Source organism: Bacillus sp. Cr_A10, assembly GCF_029222665.1.
Lineage (GTDB): Bacteria > Bacillota > Bacilli > Bacillales_A > Planococcaceae > Psychrobacillus.
This window is the reverse complement of record NZ_JARHXR010000013.1, coordinates 1-14,358: the sequence shown is the minus strand read 5'-3', so window position 1 is coordinate 14,358 and position 14,358 is coordinate 1. Positions and strand designations below refer to the sequence as shown.

Sequence of the window (14,358 nt, the reverse complement as noted above, 5' to 3'; positions counted from 1 at the left end):
TAGAATTACTAAATAAATTGTTATAAATGAAAGGAATTCTATACTTTAAGTAGAATAACATATAAGTATTTCTTATAAAGCTTGGAAGTAATACTTTTGTTACTTTACTTTTGATATATATCATCTGTCTAATAATTTAATTTAAATTAGGAGCTGATATATAATGATTTACAAGAATTCGCTCGAGGGGTATCTCATCTGATATGTTAAAGGGTTTTTTTGTAGATTGGCCGAATCCACCAAATCCACAAACTCACTTAAAGCTGTTAAAAAAGAGCAGTAAAGTGATTATTGCTATTGATGAAAATACTAATCAAGTAGTTGGATTTGTTACCGCGATAAGCGATGGGGTTCTTTCTGCCTACATTCCTTTTCTTGAAGTTTTACCAGAGTATAAAAGTATAGGTATAGGTAAGGAATTAGTAAATCAAATGCTCATAGAGCTTGAAGACATATATATGATTGATTTATGCTGTGACGATGACTTAGTTCCTTATTACGAAAAGTTCGGAATGACGAAGACAAATGGAATGATTTTGAGGAACTATAAAATGCAATCTGGAAGTTAAAATAATTTATGCAAGAAAAAGCGCTTGGCTATTTGTCCAAGCGTCAGACTTTAGGTAGACTCTGGATTTTGAGTTTATCTATAGTCTTTTTTCTTTTAAGATAAAAATATGATAAATAGAATTAGGATTCCGCTTCCGGCGGACGCTTTCCGCGGGCGGGGCCGAGCCGCTTCCTTCGCAAAGCTCTAGGGCACTGAAAAAGTCCTCCATGAGATTTTATAACGGTATGTGAACGACAAATTGTTCACATAATCGTTTTTATTTTGGATCCGTTAATTTACGTTCTAGGCGGACGCGTTCCGCCGGCATGGCTTCAGCCGCTTCCCTCGCTATGCTCAGTCCAGGGTCTTCAGCTCATGCTCTTCCGGCTGGAGTCGCCGCCTTCCACTCCAATTAACTATTATCCGCTTTTCAATTAGGAAATCATCATGCCATTAATAGAGCAAGTTTTTATCACTTACATTTTTTCAATTAGTATTTATAGAAAATCGTTGAAAAAGGCGACACTCCTGTGGGAATAGCGTTAGCTGAAGACCCCGCAGCGCAGCGAGGAGGCTAAGGCAACGCCCGCGGAAAGGGAGCCGTTTCAACGATTTCCTTATTTATCGGACGACATTATTTAGTAAAGTCAAAATTCTATGGACTTTTCAGTGCCCTCCAAAGCTCAATCCAGGGTCTCGACAGTCCCGCTTTTGCCGTTGGAGTTGCCTCCTCCGCTCCGATTAATATATTGAATAATTACATATATGATATAAGTTAAGATTTCCCCCGGTAAAATATTATAATGACAAAAGGTATCGAGAGGACGACCTCTTGATAACTTTTGTCGACAATCTGGGCTTGGATATTTGTCCAAGCGTTTTGAAAATTGTATTATATAAAAAAATGGCCACTCTTAACCATTTATTCCTTGAAGTCTAGTTTTAACTTGCCTTCGACTAGCATAAGGCTAGCATTAAAGGTTTGCCCGTTTTCTGCAACAAATCCTTTGATAATATTTGTTTTTCCTTTTGTACAGAGCAGTTTAATCTGACTTGGCGTAATCTTCTTTTTTAAAAAGAATCCATTAAAGGTTTGGGTGCAACCTTGTTTATAATTGGTACAGCCGTAAAAACCTTTTCGTGCAACGATAGAACCTTCTTTACATTTTGGGCATGGAGCAATCGGTTCTTGTTTATATTTAGTATATTTAGAACTTGATGTTTTAGACGGAATGAGTTTGATATCAATATTTTTAGATTTTAGTTGATTAGGGACTTCTTGTAATAAACTATTTATGAACTTTCCAATGCTATTTAGGAAACGTTCCTGAGAACCTTCTCCATTACCAATCTTCCGCAAATAGGTTTCCCACTTTGCAGTCATGGATGGGCTTGCTAGAAGATTTCCTTCAATTGCTTGGCATAGAACTCGTCCTTTATTTGTGATAGAAACGATATTTTTTGTAACATCAATATATCCGTGTTTCTTAATTGTTTCAATGATTCCACTTCGGGTTGCTTCTGTTCCCAGTCCTTCTACTTCTTTTAATATTTCAGTTTCCCCTTTGTCTTCTACCAATTTTCCACAGGTTTTCATCATAGCAATAAGTTGACCTTCTGTATAAGGTTTGGGAGGCATTGTTTTTCCTTCTTTAATACTAATATCACTTTCTACTTTTTCCTGATTATATAGAGGGGGGAGTGTTGGTTCTTCTTTTTCACTTTCTTTATCAGAACGAATAAATAACGCTTTCCAGCCTTTGTCTCTTTCCGTTTTTCCAGTTGTGAAAAAGGAAAGCCCATTAACATCTGTCGTCACTTTAGTTTCTGTATACAAATAATCACTATGAAACATCGCAAGGGTTGTACGGACAATTTCCTCATAAAGATTTCTTTCCATACTAGACATGCCAGCAAGTACAGCCTGAGAAGGGATTTTCTTCGTCGGTATAATTGCGTAGTGCTCCTGTACTTTTGAACTGTCCACATATCGCTTTTTAGGAGCGAGTGAAGTAACAGGGAAGGAATGTCCAATTAGCTGTTGATATTCTGATACTTTAGATGATAAATAAGAGAATTCACTTGGTGTAATATAACGCGAATCCGTACGAGGATAGGTAACAAGTTTTTTCTCATACAATCCCTGCATTGTCTTTAAAGCATTAGCAGGACTCATTTTCCATAATCGATTCGCTGTAGCTTGTAGCGTCGACAATGAATGGAGTTGGGGTGGAGGAATACGTTTTTCCTGCTTTTCTACAGAAGTTATTTCTCCAGGTGAATTCCGTTGAATAGCATGTTTAGCAAGAAGCTCCTGAATGATTTCTCGTTTTGGCTCCTTTACTTTTGCTTTTCCCTTATAGTTCCCGTTTGTTGCAGTGAATATTGCTTCTACTTCAAAAAATGGTTCAGATACAAAGTTTTCAATTTCCAATTGACGTTGATAAATTAAGTAAATAGTTGGTGATTGAACACGGCCGATAGGAAAGACTTCTCGAATACCTTGTGATTGTAATAAAAGAGAATACAGCCTAGATCCATTCATTCCAACAAGCCAATCACTAATTTGGCGTGCCTTTGCTTCATCATATAAAAGTAAATCTTTTCGGTTATCCTGTAAGTTAGCAAAACCTTTACGAACTTCTTCAGTTTCTAATGAATTAATCCATAATCGTTTAATAGTCTTTCCTTTTGCTCCAGTATGATTGTAAATACTATAGAATATATTTGATCCTTCACGGTCAACATCACATGCGTTTATGATTGTATCCGTTGTTTTCATAAGTTTTTTCACGATGGTGAACTGCTTGTATTTCCCCTTTGCCACTTGGAATTCATAATGATCTGGTAATATGGGAAGACTATTCAAAGACCATTTATCCCATTTTGGATCGTATGCTTTCGGTTCCTTTAGTTCAACAAGATGACCTACTCCCCAGGTTATATAGGCTCCTTCGGGGAAAATAGGGCATGGGTTGATTTCTAAGAAGCCCTCATGTTTTTTGACTGAAAAAGCATCAGCATATGCTTTTGCCTGACTAGGTTTTTCAGCTAGAATAACTGGTTTCAAACAAGTACACCTCACAGTTGTAAAAAAATAAAACACTCGTTCTTATAATTGTGCATCAAATTTTTAAAAAATACAAATAAAAATCCCATTCGCCCAATGAAGGGGAATGGGATTTACATATACATGAATCAATTATGAGCAACTATTACTAATTTACCTTCATCGAGCTCTTTTTCAGCAGCCGCAGCTTCTTCTTTTGATAAGCCAGTTGCTTCCATTTTATTTCGTAACTCATCACCACGAGAAGTAAATAGGTTCTTCATCGACTCTAAAATGCCTTGTTCTTTTATTCCGACATCACTTGTATCTAAAGCGTCGTTAATATTGTCTGCTCTTTCTTTAAAATGAGCGAAAATATGAATATTATCTCGTGAATATCCTTGTGTTTCAAATTTTTCAATTTCTTGTTTGGCTTGAACGGCATTTTCTACAGAAACTTTAATTGTCATATTAAATTCCTCCATTGTTGTATTATTTGCTATATCTATCTTTACCCTTCATTAGGGTTGTTTAAACAAAGAGTCGGGTAGAAATCTAAATGTGTGAAAGAAAAGGTTGATTTTGATATTCTAAAAAGAAAAGAGAATGGAAGTTGCTTAATGGAAAATAAATTGGAACAAATAGCTAGTTTTAAAGCTGCTATGGGAAATTACCCGACAGGTGTTACGGTTGTGACTGCATTTAATCCAGAAGGTAAACCAATGGGATTGACGGTTAATTCCTTTGCATCGGTTTCTTTAGAACCCTTGCTAATTTTATGGTCTATAGATAAGAGAGTAAACTCGTATAACGATTTTCTCAAAGTAGATAAATTTAGTGTAAATATTTTAGCTGAGAATCAAAGTGATTTATGTAATTTATTTTCAAGTAAAGTAGAGGACCGATTTGGTCAATGTGACTGGCAGGAGTCTGATTTAAAATTACCTATACTCATCGATGTGCTAGCAGTATTGCAATGTAAGGTATTTAAGCAAGTGGAGGCTGGCGATCATACAATTATGATTGGAGAAGTAATTGATATTCAAAATTATAATAAAGAACCGCTACTATATCATCGAAGAACTATTGGACCTATTCCAAAAGAGTTTTATAAATAAGAAAAAGGATATCTAAAGAGATATCCTTTTTTCATGTTTAATTTATAGTCACCGAGTTTGCGTGAGAATGTATCGAAAAGACCGATGTTAAAGGCAATTAGAAGTGTACTAAAAATGTACTCTACATAATAGTACAGTACCTAATTGTAAAAAGGATTTCAAAAAGATGTTATCTATCTGTACTTATATCAATAAAATGTCTCTCTGATTAACAAGTGGAGGATCAGTCTGGCATCCTATACCCGTATGGCCAATCAGTCTGACCTTGCTGATTCTGAGGACTTTGCTCCCAAGGGTAACCCTGCTGATCTTGTTGACCTTGCCCCCAAGGATACCCTTGCTGATCTTGTTGACCTTGCCCCATAGGATAACTTTGCTGATCATACTGGCCTTGCCCCATAGGATAACCTTGCTGATCATACTGGCCTTGCCCCATAGGATAACCTTGCTGATCATACTGGCCTTGCCCCATAGGGTACCCTTGCTGACCATACTGGCCTTGCCCCATAGGATAACCTTGCTGACCATACTGGCCTTGCCCCATAGGATAACCTTGCTGATCATACTGGCCTTGCCCCCAAGGGTAACCTTGCTGGTCATACTGACCCTGCATCCATGGATAACCTTGCTGACCATACTGGCCTTGCATCCATGGATACCCTTGCTGACCATACTGGCCTTGCATCCAAGGATAGCCTTGTTGCATTCGTCCTCTTCGAAACTTCCCAAACATTCAATTTTCCTCCTTTTTATTCTTCAAATTAGCATATGTAGAGATAAAAGGAGGGGTTGGGAACTACTTCGTTTTTGTTTTCAATTTGTTGTTCTAAAGGCACATTTTGTTTCATCTTTGAACTGTTTAAATACTTGAGAACAAAAGGGCAGAAAAAGAGAGAAATTGTAATCTAGTTGTCTAAGTAAAAAAGCTTAAACAGTATCTCTCTTTGAGGAACTTTTAGTGTTTTAAACTTTGTAATAAACGCTTCTTTATCATAAGTTGCTTTATGAATTCGAACAGTAGGTTTACTGTCAGAGAAATCAATTATTGCATAAGGAGCAATATTTCCTTTTGAAACCCCAAGTGCCCCAGGATTTAAATAGATTTGGCGTTCATTTTGAAAAAAATGTTCAGGATGATGGTGGCCAAAACAAATAATATCAGCTGGATAATTTTCGTACATCTTCTCCATATTCTCTAAGTTTGGCTCTAATATACTGTAAAAAGGGTCATCTTTAATATGTGCGTGTTGCTTATTAAATTCAATATGATAATGTATACCAATGACCTTGATGCCATTAATTTCTTTTTCTATTATTCGGGGAAGTTGGTTTAGCTTTTCGATATGGTAAGAAGATAATTGGTTTGCAATCCACTCGTGATGTTCACGTGTATGTTTATAACTTTCTGGATGACCTTCACCAGCCAATAGGGACAAAATAGCTTCATCATGGTTTCCAGTAATCATACGAACATCGTTACGAGCAAACAGTAAATCTAATACTTCGTTAGTTTCTGGCCCCATTGCAATCATATCTCCAAGACACCAAATTTCTTCTATATCTCCATTTAGGTCAATTTCTTTTAGAACTTCCTTTAATGCCATTTCATTGCCATGAACATCTGTTATGATTGCAAGCTTCAAATGTATTCGCTCCTTTTTTATATCTATATGTATAAAAAAGGTTGTCCTTTTATAGGACAACCTCAGACTATTGACAAATGCTTTCGTTCTTCATTGCGTGCTCGTCTAATACAAGTATCTTCAACCTACTAATTTTATTTAAAGCTTAAGAATCCATCGTCCACAGGAACTGTTTGACCGTTAATCGCGCTTGCTGCATCGGAAAACAAGAAGGCAACAACTTCTGCTACTTGTTGTGGTTTAATTAATCGATTGTGCATATGTTGCGCAGCTAAATAGTCTTTCATTTCCTTATCTTCGCCAAGAATAGGAGTGTCGATAAATCCAGGTGCAACTCCGTTTACACGGATACCATATTCAGCTAGTTCTAAAGCTGCTGATTTAGACATCATCACTACTGCCGCTTTTGCAGCATTATAGTTGAAACTACCTTTAGCAGCCATTGTACCATAAATAGAAGCAGTGTTAACAAATACTCCTTTTGCACCGATTTCTACCATTTTTTTCGCTGCATAGTACATACCATAATATACGCTATGTTGATCGACATCTATTACTTTATGATAAGATGCAGGGTCCATTTCTAAAAATGGTTTTACTAAACCAATACCTGCGTTGTTGAATATTCCATTTAATGTACCGTATGTCTCTACTGTGAAATTGATTAGCGCTTCTACTTCTTCGGCTTTCGAAACATCTAGTTTGTAGGATGTAGCTTTACCACCACTTTTTTCAATTTGAGCCACTGTTTCTTTTGCACCAGCTTCATTAAAATCAGCAAGTACAATTGTGTTACCTGCTTCTGACAATTTGTACGCTGATTCTCGTCCAATTCCACTACCGCCACCTGTAACAATAATTACTTTACTTTCTGTTGCCATTTAATGTTCCTCCTTAAATGAAATTTTGACATTTTCTTTACATATTTAGTATAACGCTTTAATGTCTCGAATTCAAAATATCTGTTTTGCTATGAAAACATACAATTGTAATATGGATGAAGTTAATCGATATTATCCTTTTCTAAAGAAACTGCTTTTCTTTTATTTCGAACTATTTTAATGAAATAATATAGCGCAATCGTAGCTATAATAACGATCCAAATGACATATTCATCCCATTCTGCAGACAATATCCCCGCAGGTATTAAAGCTAAAACGAAGAAGTAAAGAAAATTTCCAATGGAGGTTGCTAATAAATATGGGAATAACCGTATAGTACTCAGCCCTGCTAAAATATTTATGATACTTGTTGGAACGAAGGGGAAAATTCTTGCTTGGAATACATATGTAAAACCATTTGCGTCAACTTTTTCAATTAACTTCGGGTTAAATTTTTTCATAATTATATCTTGGAAAATATAGCGAACAGAGCAATAGACAATTACTGAGGCAACGACACTTGTAAACCAGCTCCATAAAAAACCCTTCATAAATCCAAATAAAGTAATATTTATTGTAATGACAAGGACTAAGGGGAATACTGTAAAAGAGTTTTGTATGAGCATAACGATGAATAGGAAGAATAGGGCAAATCCTAAATTTTTATTTAAGAAGCTGCGAATACCTTCGACATCTCCATCTAAGAGCAATGAGATTAAATCTTTATTTAATATAAAAAACAGGATTAATAGAAGTAGCCCGATCCATATGATCCATTGTTTTTTTAGGAGTTTGTTTATAATTGTCTTCATAGGTCACCTGTTCTTTCGATAAAGGTCGTTAATTTTATCCTACCATGCTTTAGTCTTTGTAAAAAATTTTGGGCATTGTTATTCTTAAAAGAGTGCAAGACTTTTTTCGTAATAGGAGTAGTTATATGCCGACTAAATCAATTGTAGAAAAATGAACGTAAGAAAATACTTAAATAAATTAATCCTCCATTTGCCAACAGGTATGAAGGATTTTGATGAAATTGACTTTGATACTTCTATAAAAGAAAGTAAATATGATTTTGTATTTGTATTTGTTTATAACTTAGAGGATTATACGAACTATTTAAATGTAATGGTAGAAAAGAAGTTAATTGAGAATAATGGCTACTTATTCTTTGCTTATCCCAAAAAGAATAATCCGACGTTTAGGGAATATATTGATCGTGACGATATGATCAATTCGATTTCACCAGATGAGGATGGATACGTTACAGGTAGTGATTTGAAATTTTCAAGAATGGTCAGTATGAACGAAACATTTACTGTTGTGGGTTTAAAATCAGTGCCAAAGAAAAAGAAAAAAAGTACTACAACCCCAAACAGTCAATGTGTAGACGATTATATTCAGAATGTTAAATATATTATAAAGTATTTAGAGAGGAATGAGAAATTACTCGATTTTTATAATCAATTAAAACCTGGTTATCAAAAGGATTGGGCTCGTTATGTTTATAGTGCAAAGCGTAAAGAAACACAAGAAAAAAGACTGCTTGAAATGGAGAAAATCCTTGGGGAAGGTTATAAGTCAAAGGATTTATATAGAAGAAATGAGGGAATATAATGAACTATCGAGGCTCTAGTGCTTACGATCAATCGGAATTCTTCTCAAACTATTTGAAAAGAAGAGGTAGAAAGGACAGTCCCAATAACGCGATTGAAGGACCAATTATATATGAACTAATTGGAGATTTTACTAATAGAACGGTACTTGACCTAGGTTGTGGAGATGCTAGGTTTGGAAAAGAACTATTGGAAAATGGAGCAAAGCAATACACTGGCTTAGAAGGTTCCAAACAAATGGCGGCAACTGCTATTCAACAAATTTCAGGCATGAATGGGGAAATCCATTTGGAATCAATGGAGTCTTTTCATTATCCACTAAATGAATATGATCTAGTAACTTCAAGATTTGCCATACATTATGTAGATAATATTCAAAAACTGTTTAATAACGTGCATCATGCATTGAAAGAGAATGGAAAGTTTGTGTTTAGCGTTCAACATCCACTTACCACGTCATCCTTTGAAAGTAAAAAGATAGGAGATAGACGGGAGAACTGGATTGTGGATGACTATTTTATCTTGGGGGAACGAAAAGAACCATGGATGGATGAAGTGGTTATCAAATTTCACCGAACAATTGAGCAATACTTTCAAGCGTTAGTTAGAGCTGGCTTTCAAATAGTCGACTTACGAGAAGGTGAACCAAAGATTGAACATTTTAGCAACGAAGAGGAATTTAAAAGAAGATTAAGAATTCCTGTTGTGTTGGCTTTTTCTTGTTTGAAATAAGGAAAGGGGATGGATTAGAATAATCTTTCCCCTAGTTAAATTTTATTCGGTCAAAGTTACATTATGTTCTTTTGCCAAATCTTCTATTTCATTTAAAGCTTGGCGCATTAATGCTCTTCCTTCATTAAGCATTTGGTTGGCTTCGTTGATTTTATCGTAATCTTGGGCTTCAATTGCGGCTAAAACGGTTACTATACCATTAAATTGTGAGTTGCTTGCTTCTATATAAAGTTCATGTATCTCTCTCACTTCTTTAGTCTCTGGTCTAATTTCCTCTAATTCTTCAATAAGCTTTCTGTATTTCGGTATGACAACATCTTGTATATGGATGTATGTTGTTTCATCATTCACAAAATTTTCACCAATGACACTTTCATATTCTGAGATAGCTTCAGTCTCTAGTTCTTCTAATGCCTTTATCTCATTGTTTATATAGTGAAGTAGATCATCTTGAACAGGGTCACCACACGCACTTAGAACAAATATAGGAATAAAAGCTAAAATTACAAAAAGAAGTCGCTTTATCATTGTACCTCCTACGGCAAGATTGGATTCAAACACTAAAATCAGCATATGCAAGTCAATAAGAATACGGTACGGATAGTTATGAATGAAAATAGGTGAAATGACTCAAGCTTTAATAGAAGGGAGTGAATTCGTTGGTTTCTCTTGAAGAATCTATAAAAAAATATGCATTGCGTTATGAAACAAAAAACGATTTAACTCCAATAATTGATGCCATTGGTGATGCGAAAATAGTCCTTCTAGGGGAAGCTAGTCACGGTACATCAGAATTTTATACCGTCCGAGCTGAATTGACTAAACGATTATTAGAAGAGAAAGGGTTCTCTTTGATTGCAATTGAAGGAAATTGGCCATCCACTCAGCGTATAAATAGGTTTATAAAGGGCTATACGAAGGAACCGAGTAATGTAATGGAAGCTCTTCAGGCATTTGAACGCTGGCCAACTTGGATGTGGGCAAATGAAGAAACTGCTGAATTTGTTAGTTGGTTAAAGGAGTACAACGAGCAAAAAGAGCATAAGGTTGGTTTTTATGGAATTGATATATATAGTTTGTGGGAGTCATTAGATGAAGTAGTGAAGTATTTAAGTCAAACGAATCCCGAAGGAACGGATTTAGCATTTGCCAAAAAAGCACTCTCATGTTTCCAACCCTTTAATCGCCATCCCGAAACCTATGCATTTTCATCTTTAAATATTTCGGATGCATGTATAGAGGAAGTTGCCAAATTAGTTTCTTCCATACGTGCTCATGAGGACAATTATAAGGATGAAGTAGAGTCTGACTTAAATTTAAAAATAAATGCAATGGTTGCTAAAAATGCGGAGGAATACTACCGCGCAATGGTTCGTAGTGATGAATTGTCATGGAATGTTCGTGATGAGCATATGGTCGAGTCAATCAATGAAATAATGGACTATCATGGGAAAGATGCAAAAATAATCGTCTGGGAGCATAATACCCATATCGGAGATGCATCTGCTACGGACATGAAAAATTCCGATATGATCAATGTCGGACAGCTCCTCCGCCTGCAAAATAGAAAGGAAAACGTTTTTGCAGTAGGTTTTGGTACTCATAGAGGAACTGTTATTGCAGCAGATGAATGGGGACTTCCTTATAAAATTATGGATGTTCCACAAGCACGAAAAGACTCTTGGGAAGATGCATTGCATGACGCAGGAGCATTTGATAAGGTATTGATTTTTAATGAAGAAAACAGGTCTTTATTTAATGATTGGATAGGTCATCGAGCAATAGGGGTTGAATACAATCCTGATTATGATGCATATGCCAATTACGTACCATCCAAAATAGGGGAAAGGTATGATGCATTTATTTATATCGACAAAACAAAGGCGCTTTCTCCTTTAGATAGAGAGCAACATAAGACTAAGGCTGCTCAAAGATTTTGAGCAGCGATTTTTAATTTTAATTGCCTGCTTTTTTCATTAACCATGAAGTTAGCAATAAAATTGCACCAATTCCAAGTGAAACAGTCCATGGAAGCACAAAGGAAGGACCGAAATCCTTGATAAAATAGCTAGCTATAAAAATAAATAAGAAGCTTCCAGCACCATATAAACCTGCTTGCAACATCATTTTCTTATCACTTGAATTTTGATCGAAAGCTGTTTTATGAATTAAACCAAAAATTACTTTTACTCCAATAGCAATCAATAGTGCAATTAATAAGAAAAATAGAAGAGAGGGGACAATATAAACTCTAGAAACACTCTCTTGCCCTACTAATAGAGTAGCAACGCTTCGGATGACTAAAAACCATCCAAGCAAATTCACTCCTATTCGGCTAAGAAATTTAGACGTGCTTTTTCTTTCTTCCTTTGGTAAATGGTTAATTATTTCGTCTGCATAACCTCTCGGGTCATCGCCAAATATTTCTCTCGCTGTTTTGCCATCTTGTTGACCTTCTATTAAATGATCTAACATCTCCATTAATACTTCTTCCGATTGTTGTTCAGATAGACTTAGTTTAGTGCGTATATAAAGAAGCATTCCGGAATAATATTTTTCGTTATCTTCTGTCAGCAATTCTCTTTTTTGATTGTTTTGCTCTATTAATTCACTTGCTTTCATTCGTATTTCCTCCTTTTGACAATAGGGTGTTAATCGGTACTGATAATTGATTCCATTCCTCTGAAATGATTTCAAGAGCTTCTTTGCCTGCTGCTGTTAAAGAGTAATACTTTCGATTTGGACCAAAATCGGAAGGTCTCATTTCACCTATAATAAGTTTGTTTTTTTGAAGTCTTAATAAAACAGGGTAAATTGTGCCTTCACTAACATCCGATAAACCGATTTCTTGCAGTTTTCGGGATAGTTCATATCCATAAACAGCTTCCTTCTCTATTACAGCAAGCACGCATCCATCTAGAATTCCTTTCAAGAGTTGACTTCTAATTGACATAGGTGAGCCTCCATAAAGCTATCTTGTAAAACATAATAGCTAGATAAAAATTAACTACCTTGTTTTGCAAAGTAGTTAATTAGAGTATATAAAAGCGTGGAGTAATTGTCTACTAGGAAAATATGCCGTATTTTGTCTCTTTTGAAAAAAATAAGGTATTATCTGATAATTTGGTGTTAGAATAGTTATATCATTTTGAGCCTTATTCAGTGGGTGCAATAAGCACAGCTGAATAGTTAATTGGGTTGAACAAACTCTTTTAAAGTTACACGCTAAAGCGCATTTCATATTAAAATTTGGGAGGTATAAGGTGAATATTTGGCGAAAATTCTTAGTTAGTGTCGTTACTGTTTTTATGGTAGCTGGATCAGTAATTATTCCAGTAATAGATAATTCTAGCGTTGAAGCTGCTACTACTTATTCAAAATTAACAAGTACGCTTAATAATATTATGTTAGATAGTAGGATGAAAAACGCAAATACCAGTGTGACAGTAAGAAAAGCTTCCACTGGAGAAGTGATTTATCATCATAATCCGGACAAAGGAATAACACCAGCCTCCTCGTTGAAATTGTTAACTGGTGCAGCTGCACTAGATACGCTAGGTGAAAATTATCGTTTTTCTACAGCAGTTTTAACTGATGGTACCGTAAAAAAGGGAACGTTAAATGGCAACTTGTATTTACGAGGTCAAGGAGATCCGACTTTATTAAAAACACATCTTGATAAATTTGCAGATGGATTAGCGAAACAAGGGATTAAAAAAGTTTCGGGTAATTTAATTGGTGATGATACTTGGTTTGATTCTGTTCGATTATCTGCAGGAATTTTAGCAGAGGACGAGCCCTATTATTATGCAGCTCCGATTTCGGCTTTAACACTTTCACCAAATGGAGATTTTGATGCAGGATCAGTCATAGTGGAAGCGAAGCCGGGAGTGAATGGTAAAGCTACGAAAGTAACATTATCACCTGTAACAAGTGTGCTACAAGTAGTCAATAGATCAAAAACAGTTCCGAAGGGGTATAAAAATACACTGAAAATTACTCGTCAAGTCGGTTCTAATAAGGTAATTATTACAGGGAATTCACCAGTAGGCACTTCTGGGAAAAAAGAATGGATTTCAGTGACAAATCCAGCCTTATATACATTGGATGTTTTTAAAAGTTCATTAAAAGCAAAAGGTATTACATTTGTATCTACCTCCAAAGTAGCCCAAGGAAAGGCGCCAAAAAATGCTAAAGCGCTCGTATCAAGAAAATCGATGCCATTAAAAGAATTAATCATTCCATTTATGAAGTTAAGTAATAATACACATGCGGAAATGTTAGCCAAAGAGATGGGGAAAGTAAAATACGGGGTAGGTAGTTGGGATGCAGGTCTAAAAGTTATGCGTGATTACGCAAGTTCTATCGGTCTCGATGGTAGACAGTGGAAATTCGAGGATGCGTCAGGCATGTCTTATTCCAATAAAATTACTTCCGAACAATTATCTCAATTACTTTATGTTGTGCGTTCTGAACCATGGTATAACACGTATATAAAGAGCCTTCCAATAGCGGGATCATCAGATCGATTTATTGGGGGAACACTTCGAAATCGTTTGAAAGGATTCCCTGCAAAAGGGAATATAATGGCAAAAACAGGAAGCCTAGAAAATATTAAATCACTTGCCGGCTATGCAAAGACCCAAAATGGTGAAACGTTGATCTTTACAATACTAACCGAAGACACAAAGACGAGCACAATACCTGTCATCGACCAATTCGCAACAGCCATCACAAACTTCAAACACTAACAATTAAAATCAAGAGATAAT

14 protein-coding genes and 1 pseudogene are annotated in these 14,358 nt (G+C 35.7%); 6 read left to right on the top strand and 9 right to left on the bottom strand.

Annotated features, from left to right (window positions below):
- Nucleotides 1-163 precede the first annotated feature (163 nt).
- Nucleotides 164-569: pseudogene (locus P2Q73_RS14145) on the top strand (GNAT family N-acetyltransferase).
- A 903-nt stretch (nucleotides 570-1,472) separates the two neighbouring features.
- Here the strand turns inward: P2Q73_RS14145 and P2Q73_RS14140 are convergent.
- Together P2Q73_RS14140 and P2Q73_RS14135 are read right to left on the bottom strand one after the other, a co-directional pair.
- Nucleotides 1,473-3,620: a type IA DNA topoisomerase gene (locus P2Q73_RS14140; RefSeq protein ID WP_275788327.1), complete on the bottom strand. Its 2,148-nt coding sequence runs from the start codon at nucleotides 3,618-3,620 to the stop codon at nucleotides 1,473-1,475.
- A 128-nt stretch (nucleotides 3,621-3,748) separates the two neighbouring features.
- On the bottom strand, nucleotides 3,749-4,069 hold the full coding sequence (locus P2Q73_RS14135) for a YflT domain-containing protein (RefSeq protein WP_056828441.1): 321 nt from the start codon (nucleotides 4,067-4,069) through the stop codon (nucleotides 3,749-3,751).
- Between the two features lie 150 nt (nucleotides 4,070-4,219).
- On the opposite strand from P2Q73_RS14135, the gene P2Q73_RS14130 reads away from it, so the two are divergent.
- Nucleotides 4,220-4,717 (top strand): flavin reductase family protein, encoded by a 498-nt coding sequence (locus P2Q73_RS14130; RefSeq protein ID WP_275788323.1) that lies wholly within the window; start codon nucleotides 4,220-4,222, stop codon nucleotides 4,715-4,717.
- A 223-nt stretch (nucleotides 4,718-4,940) separates the two neighbouring features.
- Here P2Q73_RS14130 and P2Q73_RS14125 read toward each other — a convergent pair whose 3' ends face one another.
- The 4 genes from P2Q73_RS14125 to P2Q73_RS14110 all read right to left on the bottom strand — a co-directional run bounded on the left by P2Q73_RS14125 (nucleotide 4,941) and on the right by P2Q73_RS14110 (nucleotide 8,053).
- On the bottom strand, nucleotides 4,941-5,450 hold the full coding sequence (locus P2Q73_RS14125) for a hypothetical protein (RefSeq protein ID WP_275788319.1): 510 nt from the start codon (nucleotides 5,448-5,450) through the stop codon (nucleotides 4,941-4,943).
- Nucleotides 5,451-5,622: 172 nt separating this feature from the next.
- Nucleotides 5,623-6,360, bottom strand: coding sequence for a metallophosphoesterase family protein (locus tag P2Q73_RS14120; protein ID WP_275788316.1), 738 nt, complete (start codon nucleotides 6,358-6,360; stop codon nucleotides 5,623-5,625).
- A 134-nt stretch (nucleotides 6,361-6,494) separates the two neighbouring features.
- Nucleotides 6,495-7,241, bottom strand: coding sequence for an SDR family NAD(P)-dependent oxidoreductase (locus P2Q73_RS14115; RefSeq protein WP_275788313.1), 747 nt, complete (start codon nucleotides 7,239-7,241; stop codon nucleotides 6,495-6,497).
- Nucleotides 7,242-7,363: 122 nt separating this feature from the next.
- Complete coding sequence (locus P2Q73_RS14110; protein WP_275788310.1) at nucleotides 7,364-8,053, bottom strand: TVP38/TMEM64 family protein; 690 nt, start codon at nucleotides 8,051-8,053, stop codon at nucleotides 7,364-7,366.
- Between the two features lie 151 nt (nucleotides 8,054-8,204).
- On the opposite strand from P2Q73_RS14110, the gene P2Q73_RS14105 reads away from it, so the two are divergent.
- On the top strand, nucleotides 8,205-8,855 hold the full coding sequence (locus tag P2Q73_RS14105) for a YdeI/OmpD-associated family protein (RefSeq protein WP_275788307.1): 651 nt from the start codon (nucleotides 8,205-8,207) through the stop codon (nucleotides 8,853-8,855).
- Nucleotides 8,855-9,586, top strand: a complete 732-nt coding sequence (locus tag P2Q73_RS14100; protein ID WP_275788305.1) for a class I SAM-dependent methyltransferase — start codon at nucleotides 8,855-8,857, stop codon at nucleotides 9,584-9,586. The genes P2Q73_RS14105 and P2Q73_RS14100 overlap by 1 nt, the downstream gene beginning before the upstream one ends.
- A gap of 42 nt (nucleotides 9,587-9,628) precedes the next feature.
- Here P2Q73_RS14100 and P2Q73_RS14095 read toward each other — a convergent pair whose 3' ends face one another.
- A complete protein-coding gene (locus P2Q73_RS14095) occupies nucleotides 9,629-10,114 on the bottom strand; it encodes a hypothetical protein (protein WP_275788302.1) in 486 nt (161 codons plus the stop codon).
- Nucleotides 10,115-10,245: 131 nt separating this feature from the next.
- Here P2Q73_RS14095 and P2Q73_RS14090 point away from each other — a divergent pair, with 131 nt between their 5' ends.
- A complete protein-coding gene (locus P2Q73_RS14090; RefSeq protein WP_275788299.1) occupies nucleotides 10,246-11,526 on the top strand; it encodes an erythromycin esterase family protein in 1,281 nt (426 codons plus the stop codon).
- 16 nt (nucleotides 11,527-11,542) lie between these two features.
- Here P2Q73_RS14090 and P2Q73_RS14085 read toward each other — a convergent pair whose 3' ends face one another.
- Both P2Q73_RS14085 and P2Q73_RS14080 read right to left on the bottom strand, forming a co-directional pair.
- Nucleotides 11,543-12,208, bottom strand: coding sequence for a DUF1129 family protein (locus tag P2Q73_RS14085; RefSeq protein ID WP_275788297.1), 666 nt, complete (start codon nucleotides 12,206-12,208; stop codon nucleotides 11,543-11,545).
- Nucleotides 12,195-12,539 carry a PadR family transcriptional regulator gene (locus P2Q73_RS14080; RefSeq protein WP_275788295.1) on the bottom strand — a complete coding sequence of 115 codons (345 nt, stop codon included), beginning with the start codon at nucleotides 12,537-12,539 and terminating at the stop codon, nucleotides 12,195-12,197. The genes P2Q73_RS14085 and P2Q73_RS14080 overlap by 14 nt, the downstream gene beginning before the upstream one ends.
- Nucleotides 12,540-12,849: 310 nt before the next feature.
- Here P2Q73_RS14080 and dacB point away from each other — a divergent pair, with 310 nt between their 5' ends.
- A complete protein-coding gene (gene dacB, locus P2Q73_RS14075; protein WP_275788292.1) occupies nucleotides 12,850-14,337 on the top strand; it encodes a D-alanyl-D-alanine carboxypeptidase/D-alanyl-D-alanine endopeptidase in 1,488 nt (495 codons plus the stop codon).
- Nucleotides 14,338-14,358: the final 21 nt, after the last annotated feature.

Coding starts and splice junctions, on each gene's coding strand:
- P2Q73_RS14105 (WP_275788307.1), top strand. CDS start 8,205: ATGAACGTAAGAAAATACTTAAATAAATTAATCCTCCATTTGCCAACA.
- P2Q73_RS14095 (WP_275788302.1), bottom strand. CDS start 10,114: ATGATAAAGCGACTTCTTTTTGTAATTTTAGCTTTTATTCCTATATTT.
- P2Q73_RS14130 (WP_275788323.1), top strand. CDS start 4,220: ATGGAAAATAAATTGGAACAAATAGCTAGTTTTAAAGCTGCTATGGGA.
- P2Q73_RS14085 (WP_275788297.1), bottom strand. CDS start 12,208: ATGAAAGCAAGTGAATTAATAGAGCAAAACAATCAAAAAAGAGAATTG.
- P2Q73_RS14080 (WP_275788295.1), bottom strand. CDS start 12,539: ATGTCAATTAGAAGTCAACTCTTGAAAGGAATTCTAGATGGATGCGTG.
- P2Q73_RS14135 (WP_056828441.1), bottom strand. CDS start 4,069: ATGACAATTAAAGTTTCTGTAGAAAATGCCGTTCAAGCCAAACAAGAA.
- P2Q73_RS14125 (WP_275788319.1), bottom strand. CDS start 5,450: ATGTTTGGGAAGTTTCGAAGAGGACGAATGCAACAAGGCTATCCTTGG.
- P2Q73_RS14110 (WP_275788310.1), bottom strand. CDS start 8,053: ATGAAGACAATTATAAACAAACTCCTAAAAAAACAATGGATCATATGG.
- P2Q73_RS14100 (WP_275788305.1), top strand. CDS start 8,855: ATGAACTATCGAGGCTCTAGTGCTTACGATCAATCGGAATTCTTCTCA.
- P2Q73_RS14115 (WP_275788313.1), bottom strand. CDS start 7,241: ATGGCAACAGAAAGTAAAGTAATTATTGTTACAGGTGGCGGTAGTGGA.